General features: G+C 59.3%; 15 protein-coding genes. 13 read left to right on the top strand and 2 right to left on the bottom strand.

Going from position 1 to position 16,657, the window contains the following annotated elements; genetic code table 11:
- The first annotated feature begins 212 nt into the window (after window positions 1-212).
- The 5 genes from BJ928_RS29650 to BJ928_RS29630 all read left to right on the top strand — a co-directional run bounded on the left by BJ928_RS29650 (window position 213) and on the right by BJ928_RS29630 (window position 5,216).
- Window positions 213-1,007 carry a MaoC/PaaZ C-terminal domain-containing protein gene (locus BJ928_RS29650; protein ID WP_245432604.1) on the top strand — a complete coding sequence of 265 codons (795 nt, stop codon included), beginning with the start codon at window positions 213-215 and terminating at the stop codon, window positions 1,005-1,007.
- On the top strand, window positions 1,004-1,768 hold the full coding sequence (gene hutC / locus BJ928_RS29645) for a histidine utilization repressor (RefSeq protein WP_052227857.1): 765 nt from the start codon (window positions 1,004-1,006) through the stop codon (window positions 1,766-1,768). The genes BJ928_RS29650 and hutC overlap by 4 nt, the downstream gene beginning before the upstream one ends.
- A complete protein-coding gene (hutH, locus tag BJ928_RS29640) occupies window positions 1,765-3,279 on the top strand; it encodes a histidine ammonia-lyase (protein ID WP_047634461.1) in 1,515 nt (504 codons plus the stop codon). The genes hutC and hutH overlap by 4 nt, the downstream gene beginning before the upstream one ends.
- 116 nt (window positions 3,280-3,395) lie before the next feature.
- Entirely contained in the window at window positions 3,396-4,400 is a 1,005-nt protein-coding gene (locus BJ928_RS29635; protein WP_047634464.1) for an ornithine cyclodeaminase family protein, read from the top strand.
- Window positions 4,401-4,406: 6 nt separating this feature from the next.
- Window positions 4,407-5,216, top strand: a complete 810-nt coding sequence (locus tag BJ928_RS29630) for a PhnD/SsuA/transferrin family substrate-binding protein (RefSeq protein WP_047634465.1) — start codon at window positions 4,407-4,409, stop codon at window positions 5,214-5,216.
- Window positions 5,217-5,276: 60 nt separating this feature from the next.
- Here the strand turns inward: BJ928_RS29630 and BJ928_RS29625 are convergent, their stop codons facing one another.
- Entirely contained in the window at window positions 5,277-5,762 is a 486-nt protein-coding gene (locus BJ928_RS29625) for a nucleoside 2-deoxyribosyltransferase (RefSeq protein ID WP_047634466.1), read from the bottom strand.
- A gap of 222 nt (window positions 5,763-5,984) precedes the next feature.
- Between BJ928_RS29625 and BJ928_RS29620 the strand changes: the two genes are divergently transcribed.
- The 4 genes from BJ928_RS29620 to BJ928_RS29605 all read left to right on the top strand — a co-directional run bounded on the left by BJ928_RS29620 (window position 5,985) and on the right by BJ928_RS29605 (window position 10,487).
- Window positions 5,985-7,232: an adenylate/guanylate cyclase domain-containing protein gene (locus BJ928_RS29620; RefSeq protein WP_047634467.1), complete on the top strand. Its 1,248-nt coding sequence runs from the start codon at window positions 5,985-5,987 to the stop codon at window positions 7,230-7,232.
- A gap of 251 nt (window positions 7,233-7,483) precedes the next feature.
- A complete protein-coding gene (locus BJ928_RS29615; protein ID WP_047634468.1) occupies window positions 7,484-8,008 on the top strand; it encodes a DUF992 domain-containing protein in 525 nt (174 codons plus the stop codon).
- A 188-nt stretch (window positions 8,009-8,196) separates the two neighbouring features.
- A complete protein-coding gene (gene pepT, locus BJ928_RS29610) occupies window positions 8,197-9,429 on the top strand; it encodes a peptidase T (RefSeq protein ID WP_047634469.1) in 1,233 nt (410 codons plus the stop codon).
- A gap of 275 nt (window positions 9,430-9,704) precedes the next feature.
- Window positions 9,705-10,487, top strand: a complete 783-nt coding sequence (locus BJ928_RS29605) for a hypothetical protein (RefSeq protein ID WP_047634470.1) — start codon at window positions 9,705-9,707, stop codon at window positions 10,485-10,487.
- A gap of 98 nt (window positions 10,488-10,585) precedes the next feature.
- Here BJ928_RS29605 and BJ928_RS29600 read toward each other — a convergent pair whose 3' ends face one another.
- Window positions 10,586-11,227 (bottom strand): hypothetical protein, encoded by a 642-nt coding sequence (locus BJ928_RS29600; RefSeq protein ID WP_047634471.1) that lies wholly within the window; start codon window positions 11,225-11,227, stop codon window positions 10,586-10,588.
- Window positions 11,228-12,046: 819 nt separating this feature from the next.
- Here BJ928_RS29600 and BJ928_RS29590 point away from each other — a divergent pair.
- From BJ928_RS29590 to BJ928_RS29575, 4 genes are read left to right on the top strand one after another with little or no spacing between them, the layout of a single operon-like run.
- The gene (locus tag BJ928_RS29590) at window positions 12,047-12,544 is read left to right on the top strand and encodes a spore coat U domain-containing protein (protein ID WP_047634472.1); all 498 of its coding nucleotides are present in this window, start codon (window positions 12,047-12,049) and stop codon (window positions 12,542-12,544) included.
- A gap of 25 nt (window positions 12,545-12,569) precedes the next feature.
- Entirely contained in the window at window positions 12,570-13,289 is a 720-nt protein-coding gene (locus BJ928_RS29585) for a molecular chaperone (RefSeq protein ID WP_047634595.1), read from the top strand.
- On the top strand, window positions 13,234-15,675 hold the full coding sequence (locus tag BJ928_RS29580; protein ID WP_245432603.1) for a fimbria/pilus outer membrane usher protein: 2,442 nt from the start codon (window positions 13,234-13,236) through the stop codon (window positions 15,673-15,675). Before BJ928_RS29585 ends, BJ928_RS29580 begins: the two co-directional genes overlap by 56 nt.
- A gap of 14 nt (window positions 15,676-15,689) precedes the next feature.
- A complete protein-coding gene (locus BJ928_RS29575; RefSeq protein WP_047634473.1) occupies window positions 15,690-16,652 on the top strand; it encodes a spore coat U domain-containing protein in 963 nt (320 codons plus the stop codon).
- Window positions 16,653-16,657: the final 5 nt, after the last annotated feature.

Raw genomic sequence — 16,657 nt, 5'->3', positions numbered from 1 at the left:
CTTGCAAGTAGCCATATGCTGTGCCTGTATAGACAGGTCAAAGCGACTGGATGAGTTATGAAGATGTGCGCTTCCAATGATGCTGCAGTGCTCTTGCGGAGCGAAATGGCGATCCTGGCCCTACGCTGCCGAACCGTGGTAACGCAGGATTGACCATGCCGATCTCAGCCCGATCTCTCATGAGTTTTCCCATTCCCGATGTAAGGCGGACGGTGAGTACGCGGGATGCAATTCTCTACGCGCTTTCCACCGGCTATGGCAGTGAACCGCTTGATGCCATGCACCTGCGCCGCGTTGAGGAGCGCGATCTGACCGTTGCGCCGACCTTGGCGAATGTGGTGGCAGATGCCGGTTCCTGGATGGGCGACGCTGGCGTCAACTGGCAGCAGCTGGTTCATGCCGAACACCGCCTGACGATCCACGCACCGGTGCCTCTCGATACTCCCCTGATCTCGCGTTCGCAAATGCGTTCGATCGTTGATCGTGGACCTGACAAGGGCATGTTTGCGACCTTCGATCGAACAATCTCAGCTGCCGACGATGATAAAATCATCGCCACGATGTCTCAGACGAATGCGTGTCGAGGTGATGGCGGATGCGGCTCGGCGGGTACACCGCCTGAGCCGTTGCACCCCGTTCCTTCCCGACCATGCGACACGATGCTTGCAGTCACCGTTCCGGAAAACGCCGCACTTCTCTACCGGCTGAATGGCGATCTCAATCTCCTCCACGTCGACCCCGTCTACGCAGCCCAAGCCGGCTTTCCGCGGCCGATCCTGCACGGCCTCTGCACATTCGGCTATGCAGGCTACGCCATAGGCCGGGCGTTGAAAAAGCAGGACTTCGCGGATATCGGTTTCATGGCGGCGCGTTTTACCGCAGTCGTTTTCCCCGGCGACACCATAGAGTTCGAGATCTGGCAGGAAGGAGAGGACGTCTATTTTCGTGCCCGAATTCCTACCCGCCAAACGACGGCGCTCGATCACGGCAATGCGAGGCTGGTATGAAGAGATCCGCGCCCTCACCCGATATGCCGCATTACCAGCGGATCAAGGAGCACATCGTCACCTTGATTGCCGAAGGTAAGCTGAAGCCGGGTGATCGCGTCTATTCCGAGAGCGAGCTCGTAGCCTCCTTCAGTGTCAGCCGGATGACCGCCAATCGCGCCCTGCGCGAGCTGATGTTCGAAGGCATCCTGACACGTTCCGCAGGTCTCGGAACCTTTGTTTCCTCACAGCGTCGGGACGTCGACCTGCTGCAGATCAGGAACATCGCAGACGAGATATCCGAGCGCGGCCGCCGACACACCTCCAGAGTTCTGGTCGCCGACCGTATCCTGGCTGATGCCCGGGTTGCGCAAGCACTGGAATTGCCGACGAACGCGGAAGTCATGCACACATTGATCGTGCATCTGGAAGATGGCGAGCCGATCCAGGTGGAGGAGCGCTATGTCAATCCGGCCGTCGCGCCGGATTATCTGAGCAATGATTTTAACGCGACGACACCAAACGAGTATTTGACGAGGGTGGCGCCGATCACCGAGTTCGAACATTTCGTCGAGGCAATCAAAGCGGACGCTGTTACAAGAAAACTGCTCGATGTCAGTTCCGATCAGCCCTGTCTGCGCGTCTTCCGCCGCACATGGTCGGGAGAGCTTGTGTGCACATGCGCGCTGTTGACCTATCCTGGCAACAAATACCGTCTGGAGGCGGGTTCCAGAAGAAGCCGTAAAGCGGCTAGCGCATTTCTTGGAGACAGCAAGTCATGAGCATGGCCGCGGATATTGTCTCTCTCAACAACGCTGCACCGACGATCGCCGACGTCGCCTCGATCGCCCGCCGTGGCGCCCGCATCGAGATTTCGCCTGACGTCGAGGCAAAGATCAACGCCGCGCGCGCAGTCGTGGAGCGCTATCTGGCGGCCGACCAGCCGGTCTACGGCTTGACGACGGCGCTAGGTGCGGGCGTCGATACCCGGCTCGCCACCGACGACCTGATCGCCTTTCAATTGCGTGTGCCGCAGGCCCGCGCGGTCGGCGTCGGCCCGGCGCTGCCGCGCGAAACTGTCCGGGCGATGATGGCGGCCCGCATCGCAGGCATGGCGGCAGGCGGTTCAGGTGTCTCGCTGCCGGTGTTTTCCGGCCTCGTTGCCGCGCTGAATGCCGGCTTTCATCCGATCGTGCCTTCACTTGGCTCGATCGGTGCCGCCGATCTTGCGCCATTGGCCCATATGGGACGCGCTTTGCTGGGAGACGGCGAGGCGGCAGTGGCTGGCACAGTCATGCCGGCAGTGGATGCCCTCGCGAAGGTTGGTTTGAAACCTTTGCCGATCGGGCCGAAGGACGGGCATGTCCTCGTGGTTGCCAACAGTCTGTCGGTCGGCAAGGCATGCCTGTGCATCGAGGATATCGAGCGGCTGTTCGATTGGTCGCTTGCGGCTGTCGCGCTGAATTTCGAGGCATTTCGCGCCAATGTTTCGGCCTTCGACGACCGGGCGCTCGCGGCCAGACCGGCCGCTGGTCAGCGTGAAGCGGCGGCGCGGCTGCGTGAGCTTTTGATCGATAGCTCGCTGCTTGTCGATGGCGCGGCGCGACGCCTGCAAGATCCCTTGAGCTATCGCTGTGCCCCGCAGGTATGGGGTGCCCTCCTCCACGCGATCGGAGAAGCCAGCGCCGCAACCGAGATCGAACTTGTCAGCTCCGGCGACAATCCTGTCGTTCTGGCCGAAGAAGGGCTTATCCTGTCGAACGGCAACTTCGACATGACGGCCTTCGTTCTGGCATGGGAGCGGCTCGGCCAGGCCATCGCTCATTGTGCGGCGGCGATCGCCTATAGAACCATGAAGATCATGTCGCCGGGCATGTCTGAGTTGCCGCGCTTCTTGACGCCGCTCGGTCAAAGCAGATCGGGTTTTGCTACCGTGCAAAAATCGGTCTCCGCGCTTGAGGCAGAGATCCGGCATTTGGCCGCACCTGTCTCGCTTGCGCCCATCCCGGTGGCGGATGGCATTGAAGATCAGGCGTCCATGGCGCCGAGCGTGCTGTCAAAGATCGAGGCTATGATCGAGCGGCTGCGCTATCTCGTAGCAATCGAGCTTGTCGCGTCGGCGCAGGCCGTCGATCTGCGCGGCATTGCGGGTGAGCTAGGCCAAGGAACTCTGCGTGCCTATCAGCAGGTGCGTGAACTGGTGCCGAGACTTGAAGAAGACCGCGCCCAGGGCCCTGATTTCCAGAGAATATCGGACTTCATAACGGAGACGGCCGCAAGGACGGCTCCCTGATTGAAATGGTGGCGAGCCAGATCACGCTTGCTGCTTCTCTTTTCCGCGGGCCGTTCGACAGCCCGCATCATTCGACAGACCGGCGTAACCGGCGAAAGGCTTGGAGAACAACGGCAATGCAGGAAATTTGGATCGACTATCTCAATGCCATCGACGCCAAAGCGCTGGCGCTGTCTAACGATGAAATCCTCGACGCGGTCACAAAGGCGCTGGATGCGCAGGGGCGCGGCGAAACCGTCATCGAGCCACGTGTTCATCTAGTGCCCGAGAGTTCCGACAAGGGCCATTTCAACGTGCTGCGCGGCTATGTGAAGCCGCTCGACTATGCTGGCGTGAAGGTGGTCGGCGATTTCGTCGACAACTACAAGCAAGGCCTGCCGTCCGAATTGGCGGTCCTCAATCTATTCGATCCTCACACCGGCGTTCCGAAGGCCGTCATCGACGCGACGGCGATTACCGACATGCGCACCGGCGCCGTCACTGCCATTGGTGCGCGTCATCTCGCGCGCAAGGACAGCAAGATTCTCGGTCATATCGGCGCGCGCGGCACCTCCTACTGGAACGTACGCCTGCTCGACCACATTTTCGATTTCGATGAAATCCGTGTGCATTCGCGCCGCCCCGAGAGCCGTGACGCTTTCGCAGCACGGCTGGAAAAGGATCTCGGCAAAAGGATCATCGTGACGGATAATTGGGAGGATTGCCTGAAAGACGCCGACATCATGATTGAGGCAAGCCGCCTGCCGGAGCCGACGCCGCTTTTCAAGACCGCCTGGGTCAAGAAGGGCGCCTTTGTCGTCCCCTACGGTACGATGAGCGCGCTCGAATTCGACCTAACCGACATCATGGACAAGGTCGTCGTCGATGACTGGGGCCAATGCGGTCCTGGTCGCCCCTTCGGCGCGCTTCGCCGTCATGTGGATGAGGGCAAGGTAACGGCTGAGACACTGCATGCCGAAATCGGCCAGATCGTCTGCGGAGCCAAGCCGGGGCGCGAAAGCGATGACGAGACTATTCTCTTCTGGCACCGCGGCCTCAGCACCACGGATGTTGCCCTTGGCGCGGCGATGGTGGAGAAGGCAAGGCGCATGAATATCGGCCAGCGCCTTCGGTTTGCGTAACGCGACATGACGTCTCCCGCCGCCATTGCCTGCTCGCGAATGTACAATCTGAGCCCGAACATATCGGGGCTTTGGGATCGCCTCTTTCATTGGCTTGCGGATCGATCGGGCGTCGGGCTCGACGTCATCGCCCATGCCGCGCCGGCGCCTCTTTCCGAACTATGGGGGCGTCCGGACATGGGCGCCGTCTTCATGTGCGGCTTTCCATTCTCGCAGCTATCGGCAGACGAGCGGCCACAGCCCTTGGCGGCACCCGTTTCGCTGGCTGACTGGGCAAACGGGAGGCCGGTCTATGCGAGCCATATAGTCGCCGCGCGCGAGAAGCAATTTACCGAGGCCGCGCTTGCAACCGCGCGCTGGGGTTGGACCGTACGCGACTCCCAATCCGGCTACAACGCGCCGCGCGAATTCTTCTCAGGGCTTGCGGATCGGCCATCAGCGGTGAAAACCGTCGGCCCACTTCTCAATCCGCGCGGCGTCGTCGACGCCATTCGTTCGGGTGTCATAGATGTCGGCGCTATCGATGCCTATGCCTATCAGCTTCTGGCAATACATGAGCCGGAGATGGTCGCACCTTTGCGGATCGTTGCCACCACGAAGCCAGCGCCCTTCCCTTTGCTGGTCGCCTCGCGACGGCAACCTCCCGAGGTCGTCGCGGCGCTCCGCGCCGTTCTCCTCGAGGCACATGAAAGCCTAGAAGGACGCGCTATCCTTGCATCACTCGGCCTGGCTGCCTTCGTGGAGCCGGATATCGCCACATACGACCAGCTTCCGGCAAGAGCCCGGCTTGCGGATGAAATTCTCGGGATGTGGTGAAGCTTCGAACGAACTTGCTCGATCAGGCCAGTTGAAGCAGCCGCTTGATAAGCCGGCACATTATGCGCTGGCGGCTTGCTTCAACAGTTTCTTCGCGGCCAGGGTCAAGCATTCCTCGAATGCCGCCAGGTCCAGAAAGAGCTGATCCTGTGGAACCTGGCGCGTGACAATGACGCCACCCCGGGCCGTTACGCCGCCATAGAGCTTGCTCACACGCTCGAAATGGTTGTCGGTACAATTGGAGAAGGCAAATGCCGGACAGCCGCGGGCGCACATGAAGCCGAGTTCGAAGGCTGTGCCGACATCAGCCGCGACGCCACGAAATGGCGTCAGATTGGCGATGATGAGATCGGCGCTCGTCATCAGTTTCTCATTGATGGCGCTGATGGCAAGGCCGCGCTGTCCGCGCGTTTCCGTTTCCGGCACGGCCAGGTCACCGGGGGAAACGGGCGTAAAACCATAGTGGCGCGCCAGCGCGATCTTGCGGTCGAGGATTTCCCTTGCGTTCGGAAGAAACACTTCCGGACCTGCCAGATATGCTCTCAATGCGTTACCTCGTCGACCGAATATTGCACCGCAGGAGTCGCGGAACCATATGAAGCCTATGGCCGATTCAAGGCTCTTCTGCCATAGCCGGGCGTAAGATTTTCAAAATCGCGAAACAGAGGCGATTGCCGTTCCCGGTTGCTGGCGACAAGCGTATGGTTCCATTCCCGTCGAATGGCGCTTACGTCTATGACGGATGACGGAATTTGTGGGGTAAAGAAAATGCAATCTTCTATTGAAGCAGTTGCCGCCACGGCGCAGGACGACCGCGGCATCTGGCCGACGAAACAGAGCAAGATCCTCGATTGGCTGATGAACGACGTGCGTGAGCAGCGGTTCATCGACAATATCCTCGTTGAACTCTGCGAGAAAATGCGAGCCGTCGGAATTCCGATCGGAAGAGCGACGATGCATTTTAGAACGATGCATCCGCAATGGCTCGGTGCCAGAATTCTATGGCGCACCGGCATGAAGGAGGCGGACATCGCCACCTTCAGCTATGGCGTCGAGAACACGCCGCAGTTTCTGGCGAGCCCCATCAACGAGATCTTCAACGGCGCGACCGAAGTCCGCAAAAATCTGGAAGTCTGCCAAAAGGTCGACCTGAACTATCCTCTGTACAAGGAAATGTATGCGGAAGGGCTGACCGACTATATCGCCTGGCCGATTTATCACACGCTCGGCAAGCGCCATATCGTGACCTTTGCCTCGGACGCTCCGGGCGGCTTCACCGAGCAGCACCTCGCCTTTTTGAGGGATCTTCTGCCGGCTCTCACGATGGTGACCGAAATCCGGCTGAAGAACATCATGGCTCGCACGCTGTTGCGCACCTATGTCGGGCCTCACGCCAGCGAAAAAATCCTGGCGGGGGCGACTACGCGCGGCAGCGGCACCACGGTCGGCGCGGCGATCCTCATTTGTGACTTGCGCGATTTCACCACCATCTCGGACATGTGGCCGCGTGACGATGTGATCGAGCTGCTCAACGGCTATTTCGATGCAATGGTCGACCCGATCGAAAAGCATGGCGGCGAGATCCTCAAATTCATGGGCGATGGGCTCTTGGCCATCTTCCCGCTGAGCGATCCGAATGCGTGCCACAATCTCCTCGTCGCCATCAGCGAAGCGCAGGCGGGTGTTGCAGCGCTCAATGAGGAAAACCGCAAGCTCGGCCGCGAAGTGCTGCGCTATGGCGTCGGCGTGCATGTCGGCGATGTGATGTATGGGAACATCGGCTCGCGCACCCGCCTCGATTTCACGGTCATCGGCCCCGCGGTCAATATCGCCTCCCGGCTGGAATCGCTGACCAAGGAGGTCAAGCGCCCGGTGCTTCTGTCCAAGGCTTTCGTCGACATGGCCGGTTGCCAGCGCGATATGGAAAGCCTCGGTTCCTTCCCTCTCAAGGGGCTGGGAGAACCGGTCGATGTGTTCGCCTTCGCCGCCAGGGAAAAATTACTGCAACATGGATGATCGGCAGGCAGGGCGGGTTTTGTCCTGCAAATCCTCGATTTTGTACGGCGCGATTCAGTCGGTAGCAAAACGTGAAATGCCCAAGGGGTGCCCTGGCATATAGACCTCCCTATATTGTGAGTTGGATCATGACGATAGCCGCCTTATTTTCGGGATCGTTCTGCGCGTACGTACGTTAAGTAAGGGTTGATTCTATCGGCTCGACCACGAGGGTGCCTGCCACCCATAATACTCTGACAAGGAGAAAACAGATGAGAAAAGTTCTGACCCTGGCGTTTTCAGCAGCATCGTTGATCGTTGCCGGCGCGGCGGTCGCCCAGGCGGCGGACATGCCGACGACCTATCGCGACGAAGAACCCGACCAGCGCAACGGCGTTAAGATCGGCTACCTCGAATGCGAAATCGGCGGCGGTGTCGGTTATGTGCTCGGCTCTGCCAAGGAGGTGGATTGCACCTTCCATTCGACGGTCGGACGCGCGCGCGTTGACCACTATACCGGTGCGATCCGTAAGATGGGCGTCGACCTCGGCTTTACGACCCGCAGCCGGCTCGTCTGGCTCGTGTTTGCGCCGACAGCCGGCTACCATCACGGCTCTCTGAGCGGCCTCTATCAGGGCGCTACCGTCGAAGCCACCGTCGGTGCCGGCGTGGGTACGAACATTCTCGTTGGCGGCACATCGGGCTCTATCCAGCTCCAGACGGTGAGCGTGACCGGCCAACTCGGCCTCAACGTTGCTGCAACGGGCACGTCCGTTACGCTGACTTCGGCTGACTGAGGCTTTCGGCCCGACAGTAAATTACGATATGGCCGCTCTTGCCTAGCGCGGGGGCGGCCATAGCTTTTCGTACGAGGTAATGCGAGCCCGTTTCAAATATCGGCGCCCTTTAACGCGAAATCTGTTTAACGGCGCACCCGCCCGGCGCTATAGCTATGCAAAACCCAGAGAATTTTTGGAGCCAGTTCATGACCGATACCGTCACCGATCGCTTTCTTCGCTATGTTGTCGTCGATACGCAATCGGACCCGACTTCGGCCACACAACCCTCCACCGCCAAGCAAAAGAATCTCGGGCGCATCCTCGCCGAGGAGTTGCTAGCCATAGGACTTGCCGACGCGCATTTGGACGAGCACGGTTATGTCTATGCCACCATTCCATCGAACGTTGACAAGGCGGTTCCCGTCATCTGCTTTTGTTCCCACATGGACACGGCGCCCGATTTCACGGGCACGAACGTCAAGCCGCAGATCCTGCAAAACTATTCCGGCGGCGATATCCGCCTCAGCGGTGATCCGCAGCAGGTCATTCGCGTCGATGAGCATCCTGCCCTGCGCGATCAGATCGGCAACGACATCATTACCTCGGACGGCACGACGCTGCTCGGGGCCGACGACAAGGCCGGCCTCGCCGAAATCGTCGCTGCGGCCAAATATCTTGTCGACAATCCCGATATCCGCCACGGCACCATCAAGCTTCTGTTCACGACCGATGAAGAGATCGGACGCGGCGTCGACAAGGTCGATTTGAAGAAACTGGGGGCGCAATTCGCCTATACGGTCGACGGAGAAACGGCGGGCCACATAGAGGACGAGACTTTTTCCGCTGACAGCGTCGAAATCGTCATACAGGGTGTTGCCATTCATCCAGGCTTTGCCAAAGGAAAGATGGAAAACGCCATCAGGATTGCCGGCGCCATTATCGACAGGCTGCCGAGAGACATCGCTCCCGAAGCGACAGACGGCCGCGACGGCTTCATCCATCCCACAGGTGTCAGCGGCTCGATGGAAAAGGCGTCGCTCGGCTTCATCATCCGTGATTTTGCCGAACCGGGTCTTGTCGCCAAGGAGGCCATGCTCGAGGCGATCGTCAAGGACGTCATGAGGGCCTATCCCGGTTCGTCGCACACGTTTACGGTCCGTCATCAATACCGCAATATGAAAACTATCCTCGATCGCCACCCGGAGATCGTCGAAAACGCAGTCGAAGCGATCCGCCGAGCCGGCATGACGCCGGTGCGCGGCAGCATTCGCGGCGGCACGGATGGTTCCAGGCTCTCCTTCATGGGACTGCCCTCAGCCAATCTCTTTGCCGGCGGCCATGCCTTTCATTCACCCCTAGAGTGGGTCAGCCGCCAGGACATGGAAAGAGCCGTCAAGACGCTTGTCGAATTGGCGAAGGTTTGGGCTGAACGTTCCTGACGACTTCCGAGAATAGGCGTCATTCATCCTACAAAAGCAGAGTAAGCCTGTCGCGAAATAGGGCATTTCAGCGTGCACGGAACTAATTTCATTGGCATTATGCAAGGCATCCGTGAATTTTTATATTGATGCATTACTAAATTAGATTATTCTATAATGTAGTCTTGGGAGGAAAGGAGAATAAGAAAGCCCCCTTCATTCCAACTCTACGGTGCGCGCGCTCCGACAATCAGAAACAGGCCCTCTAACGGCCTAACCTGAAACGGAGTCTAGTCATGAAAATACAATCCTCACGGATGGCAATCGCTGCATCCGCATTTCTTCTGTTGGCTTCGACAAGCTATGCAGCGCCGGGCGGCGGTACAGATCACGGCGGCAGCCGGTCCGGAAGCGGCGGACTGGGAGCAGGCGTCGGCGTATCGGTCGGCGGTATCAATGCCGGCGTAGGCGCCGGGCTCGGCTCCAACGGGCTTAGTGCCGGTGTTGGTGCTTCGGTTGGTGGCACTAATGGCGTGAATGCCGGGCTGGGTGCTTCCGTATCCGGAACGAGCGGTGTCAATGCGGGTGCCGGCGCATCCGTCGGCGGGTCCGGCGGCATCAATGCCGGTGTCGGTGCGTCGGCCAATAGCAATGGTGTCAACGCAGGTCTCGGCGCATCGGTCGGCGGTTCAAGCGGTGTCAATGCCGGTGCTGGTGTTTCCGTCGGCGGGTCCGGAGTTGGCGTCGGTGTGGGTGTCGGCGTTGGCGGCGGCAGTTCCGGCAGCGGTACTGGCAGTGGAACGGGTACGGGCACTGGAACCGGCGGTACCGGCACCGGAGGAACCGGCATGGCGACCGGAGGAACAGGCGGCACAAGCGGTTTTGGTCTGGGTTCGGGCAATTCCTCGGGCACAGGATCGAGCGCTCGCACGCTCGCCGCGTTCCGCACCATGTCGAGCGCCGAGCAAAAGCGCATGCTGATCGCCTGTCGCCAGGTGACGGCTTCGGGTAGTTTCGATGCCGGTCTTGTCAGTCTCTGCCGGCTCCTGCGCAGCACAGCGAGCGCGGGCGGCCTATAGGCGGTTCAACATCGGCGCATCAAGGCCGATCTTGTCTTGGGATAGAGCCCTGCACCCGTTGCCCTGATATCGGCAACGGGCGCGGACCCGCGTCGCAGTTACCAATCTATGCGGGCGACATTGTCGATCGCCTGCCGACTGCGACGCAACATCATGCCGGGCGCATCCGCGGCTCGGTTCAACAGATGGCGCGCGCCCGCCAGCGGATGAAATCCGACCCTTTCCTCCACTACAGGAGCCTCCATCACAGGAGAAGGTTCGTCATATGCGGGCGGCGGAGCCGCCTCTGCATATTCCGGATGTCCTGCTATTAGCGGGTCCCGCGTCTCGCATTGCGGCAGGCAACGATCGAATTGTTCGACGTTACGAGATGCCTCGACCTTGGCCTTCGCAACATCGGAATGCGAGGCAACGCGCTTTACCGGCGCGCTAGTTCTAACCACGGCGGCAAGCGGCGACGGTTGCGGGATCGGTACTGTCATCGACAACACCTGCGGTCTGGCGGGGCTGGCATCGACTGCCGACTGCAATTGGTTCATGGCAAGCCGCTGTGCGGGTGCTGCGCTGTTGATCGCAATGCGTCCGCCATCATCGATATATCGCATGGAGTGATCGCTGGGACCGGTTTGAACGATCACGTAGAAGGCGGCGACAACCGTGCCGCAAACGGCAAGACCGGAACCTAATCTCTTCGTCGCCTCGCTTTGGCCGTTCCACCATCTCATAGGCTGCGCATCCATCGACCGCTCCTTTGGGCAAGTTCTCAGCTACCCATCTTCACGCAAACTGTGGCGGGGCTTTTACCGAAACGTGGCCAATTGCGGACGTTTTGCAAAGAAATGTTGACGAATGTGCTTTGCGTATTCCCATCCCCTTATGAGATGCCGCGCCAGACTTCCTTGCAGCGAGCGAAATTGAGCGCGTCGCAGCGCCATAGAACCCTGCGGATATTGAAGGAGCCGCGATATTCGAGGCAATGCCGGCATACGCAATTTCTATCTTGTGCCTGGGACAATTGGGCTCGGCATAAACCCGCGACCAATCTCTGAAACGTCACCGGGCGGCGGCGGCACCATCCTCGCGATATCCCTCGATAGAAGGTGGCAAGACGGCCAATAATACTTTCAGAGGAAGGTCAGGTGAAATACCGGAGCCCACTCTCCAGCTGCTGGGTTTTCGCGGATAGCGAGTATCGGTGCAATGACTGTGAACATACGGGAAGAATTGATATTTCTGCATCGGCTATATAACTGAAGCAACGAATCATGCGGCGTTGCCGTGACCTCTAAAATCGCTGATTCGCTCAGATTCCGTCCGGTACTCCCGCGGTAGTTATGCCGGTAGTGCGCAAAATCTATCAGGAATTATTAACCATGTTTTTCAAAAATATTGGGTATCTGCGGGTATTTATTAAATAAATCGAGCATCTACTGGAGAGCTATTCTTTCGATACTGTCGCATACGCCGATGCCATTTCCGGCCTCATTGCCAGCGAAGCATATATGTGCTTATTTTATTATATTCTGATATTTCTGAGGTACATGCGAAGGGGAATGTGAATGCTGAGAATGCTCTGCGGCGCCACCCTTATTGGTATCGCAATGACCATAGCAGCGCCATCCGCCATGGCTGCCACTGCAACCGCCAATATGACGGTTACCATCACTATCCAGTCACAGTGCCTGGTCCAGAGTGCCAATACTCTCAACTTCGGCACAAACGGTGTCATAACCGCCAATATCGACCAGGCAACCACCATCGGTGTGCAATGCACATCCGGTGCTACCTACAATGTAGGCATGAGCGCCGGTGCAGGAGCCGGAGCGACGACAGCAGTCCGTCTCATGACAGGTCCGGCAAATGCGACGATCAATTATGCCATCTACAGCGACGCCAACCGAACGCAGACGTGGGGCGTGACCATAGGCACCGATACTGTTTCCGGCACGGGCAATGGCGCGGTCCAGACCATAAATGTCTATGGTCGTGTACCTCCGCAAACGACACCCGCTGCGGGTGTCTACAACGATACCGTGGCGGTTACCGTCACCTACTGAAAACTCATAGATCCAGGAGACCGTCATGCAACGCATGTTGCCACGCATTGCTGCGACTATGCTTTTGCTTCTCAGTGCTTACAGCGTAAATGCAGCATCCCTGCGAGTAGCACCCACGAGTCTCGAACTTATTGCGCCATCGGCGACCACGGTCTTGAACCTGGCCAATGAAGGAGATCATCCGATCAATGTCCAGATACGCGTTTTCAAGTGGAGCCAGACGGGCGGCGTAGAAAGCCTGGAGCCGACACGGGATGTCGTTGCCAGCCCTCCCTCGACGCGGATGAGTCCAAACGCCCAATATGTGGTCAGAGTGGTTCGCACGAGCAAGGTTCCCGTCAGGGCGGAGGAGACCTATCGCGTCATCGTCGACGAACTGCCGGACCCCTCCCGCGCCCGCGCCGGTACCGTAACATTCATCATGCGCCAGTCGATTCCGGTCTTTTTCAAACGACCGGACGTGAAGCCTGCCGATATAGCCTGGAGCCTCAAACGACAGGGCAACAGCCTCTCGCTCACCGGCAAGAATAATGGTGGCAGCCGCTTCCGTCTCTCGAACGCGATCCTGGCGCAAGGGCCGACGAAGATCGGCAGCCGCAACGGGCTGGTCGGATATGTACTTGCCGGCGCCACCATGCAGTGGCCGATAGGAGCGGCCAAGTCTCTTACCGGCGGCGGCGTAACACTCCATGGCCAGAGCGATCTTGGGCCGTTCGATGCTAAAGTCGCCGTTAATCAACCGTAGTGCCGGCGCGGTTTTCATATGCATCCTTTTCTCGGTGCCGGCGCTGCGTGCTCAGGAAGTGCCCGCTTCGCCGGCGAATACAGCCCCGGCAGGCCAGCCGGCGTCCACACAGGACGTCTATCTGGAAGTATTCATCAACAATGCGTCGATGAAGATGATTGGCAATTTCAAGCAACGGTCGAATGGCTCGCTAGCGGCAACCGCGGAAGAATTGCGCGAAGTTGGCATTAAGCCACCCGCCGGCATGGCGGATGACAAGCTGGTCGAACTCAGCGCCCTCCCCGGCCTGTCCTATCAGGTCGACGAAGAGACGCAGCGCCTCTATGTGCAGACGACCGACAAGGGCCGCGCGCCCCACATCATCAATGTGAGGCAGCAACAGCAAACTACGATACCCGCGCCTCAGGCGGGCTATGGCGCCGTCCTCAATTATTCTCTCTATGCGAGCTCCAACAATCTCTCGCAGAGCAGTTCGAACCTTTTTCAGGGAATATCGGGATCATTCGATGCCCGTTTCTTCAGCCCTTACGGCACGCTCAGCCAGTCCTTTCTCGCTGGCTATTCAAACGGAAGCCTTGATGGCATAACCCGCCTCAACACAACCTGGAGCTACTCCGACCCGAAAAGCCTCATTACCTACCGCGCCGGCGATCTGACAACGGGCGGCCTGTCCTGGACGCGGCCGGTCTATTTCGGCGGCATTCAGTTTCAGCGCAATTTTGCGCTTCGCTCGGATCTGGTGACTGAACCGCTACCCTCGTTTACCGGGAGCGCCGCTGTTCCTTCGACGCTCGATATCTATACACAGAACGTCCGCACCTATTCGAGCGACGTTCCGGCCGGACCTTTCGAGGTCACCAATCTGCCGGTCTTTTCCGGCGGTGGGCAAGCAACCGTCGTGGTGCGTGACAGCCTTGGGCAGCAAACGACGCAAACCCTACCCTTCTACTCCTCCAACTGGCTTCTGCGCGGCGGCCTATTGGATTTCTCGGCGGAGCTCGGCATTCCGCGCCTGAATTTCGGAACGGAATCAAACGACTATGACGGCCGCATCATGGGCGTTGCCACGGCGAGATACGGTCTGGCCGACTGGCTGACGCTGGAGGGCCATGTCGAGGGGGGCGCCGATCTTCTAAACGGCGGCGCGGGCGCCGCCTTTCCCATTGGCTCGTTCGGTGTAGGGTCAATTGCGGCTGCCGCCAGCAAAAGCGGGTCGCGCTCGGGTGCGCTTTTCAACGCTGCATTGGAGCTCGGCTACGACCGCTGGGCGCTCTACGCTCGCGTGCAGCGGACCTTTGACGATTATGACGACATAGCCTCGATCACCGCCCGGCCGACAACCAGCACAGCCGGAGACATGAGCATCCTCAGTGCCGGCGTGCCGCGCGCCATCGATCAGGTCACGCTTAGCGTGCCCACGCCGCTTGATCTCTCCAGCCTCAATCTCTCCTACACGAACCTCGAAAGCGCCGATGGCACTAGGAGCAAGATTGCCGGTCTTTCCTACAGTCAGACATTCAAGCGCGCGACTGTTTATGCCAGCGCCTTTACCGATCTCGACGACCGAAGCAATTTCGGATTCTTTGCCGGCCTGTCCATCCCCTTCGGCGGCAACATCACAGCCAATACCGGCGTGCAAGGCGGCCCCAACGGCCTCGATGTCGTTGCCGACGTGTCCAAGTCGATGCAGCAGGAAGACGGCAGTTGGGGCTGGCGGCTGCGTGCATCCCAAGGAGAGGATACCGATCGCGAAGCGGCGATCAGCTATCGGGCTCCCTTCGCGCAGGTCGAGGCCGGCGTCCAACAGCAGGACCATCAGACAAATGCGACTGCCAGGGTCGACGGCGCCATTGCGGTCGCCGGTGGTGGCATCTTCGCCACCAACCGGATCGACGATGCCTTTGCCGTCGTCGATGTCGGCGCTCCCGATGTCGAGGTTCAGCAGCAGAACAGACCTGCGGGCAAGACCGATTCGAACGGCCGGGTTCTCGTTCCCAATCTTAATTCCTATCAGCCGAATACCGTATCCATCGATCCCAGGAATCTTCCGGTCGATGCCGACGTGCCGGCGACGAAGGAGATCGTCGTCCCGGCCGATCGCAGCGGCGTTGTCGTCAAGTTCGGCGTGTCCGAGGCGCCGCAGGCCGCCCTTGTCACCATCAAGGACAAGAATGGAGTGCTCCTGCGCCCCGGACTCAGCGGCACTCTTCAAGGATCGAGCGAGGATTTCGTCATCGGCTATGACGGCCAGGCCTATATCCGCGGACTACACGTAAAGAACGCAATCGATGTGTCGCTCGAGGACGGCTCGAAATGCCATGCCGAATTTACCTACAAGCCTCAGCGAGGCGAACAGGTGGTCATCGACGGCGTCTCGTGCCTTTGAAAGGGAGAGGAAAGATGCTGCGTTCGATCACTCTTTTGCTCATCTTGCTGCTGCCTTCGATATGCGCCGCGCAGAGTTGCAACTTCAGCGCGACCGATATGAACTTTGGCGCGGTAGATACCCTATCGGGCACCCCGGTCAACATGACGTCGACGATAAGCGTGACTTGTTCCGGGGGGCTATTGGACCTGGGCAAACGGCTGCTGATCTGCCCCAATATCGGTGCCGGCAGTGGTGGAGCATCTTCGAGCGCAGCCCGCCAGATGCTGAACGGAACCAGTTCGTTGGACTATCAGCTCTATTCGGACACCGGCCGCAGCGTGGTGTGGGGGTCGAGCAGCTGGCCCTATGCATCGCGGGCGCCGGTCTATGCGCTGACAATGTCCCTGTTGAATGGGTCGCTGATTGGAGCAACCGGCAGCATGACGATCTATGGAGCGGCACTCGGAACTCCATCGACGGCCGTGCCGGGCGCATTTACGTCCAGCTTCACGTCGACCTACAACGCCTTCTATTACGTCTACAGTAGCGCAACCAACTGCACTGCCCCCACGGGAACGATCGGAACCGCATCGTTCAACGTCAACGCCAGCGTTGCCGCCAACTGCCTGGTGAGCGTCCAGAACATCAATTTCGGAACGCAGGGCGTTTTGAGCGCCAATGTCGACGCAACCGGTTCAGTAACGGCGACTTGCTCGCCAGGCACGACCTATACGATCTCCCTGAACGGCGGCACCTCGAACGCCGCGCCGACTGCGCGACAGATGAAGATGGGAACGCAGGCGGTGACCTATGGCCTTTATAAGGATACGAACCGATCGCAGCCTTGGGGCGATGTCAATACGCCCGGCAGTACCGTTGCCGGAACCGGAACAGGCACCGGGCAGCTTCTGACCGTCTATGGCCGCGTGCCGCCGCAGACCACACCGGCTCCAGGCGTCTATACGGATACCGTGGTGGTGACGCTCACCTTTTGAGCGGC

It is taken from the genome of Rhizobium sp. WW_1 (assembly GCF_003610155.1).
GTDB lineage: Bacteria > Pseudomonadota > Alphaproteobacteria > Rhizobiales > Rhizobiaceae > Rhizobium > Rhizobium tropici_A.
Note: the sequence above shows the minus strand (reverse complement) of the source record. Positions and strands in the feature narration are given on the sequence as shown.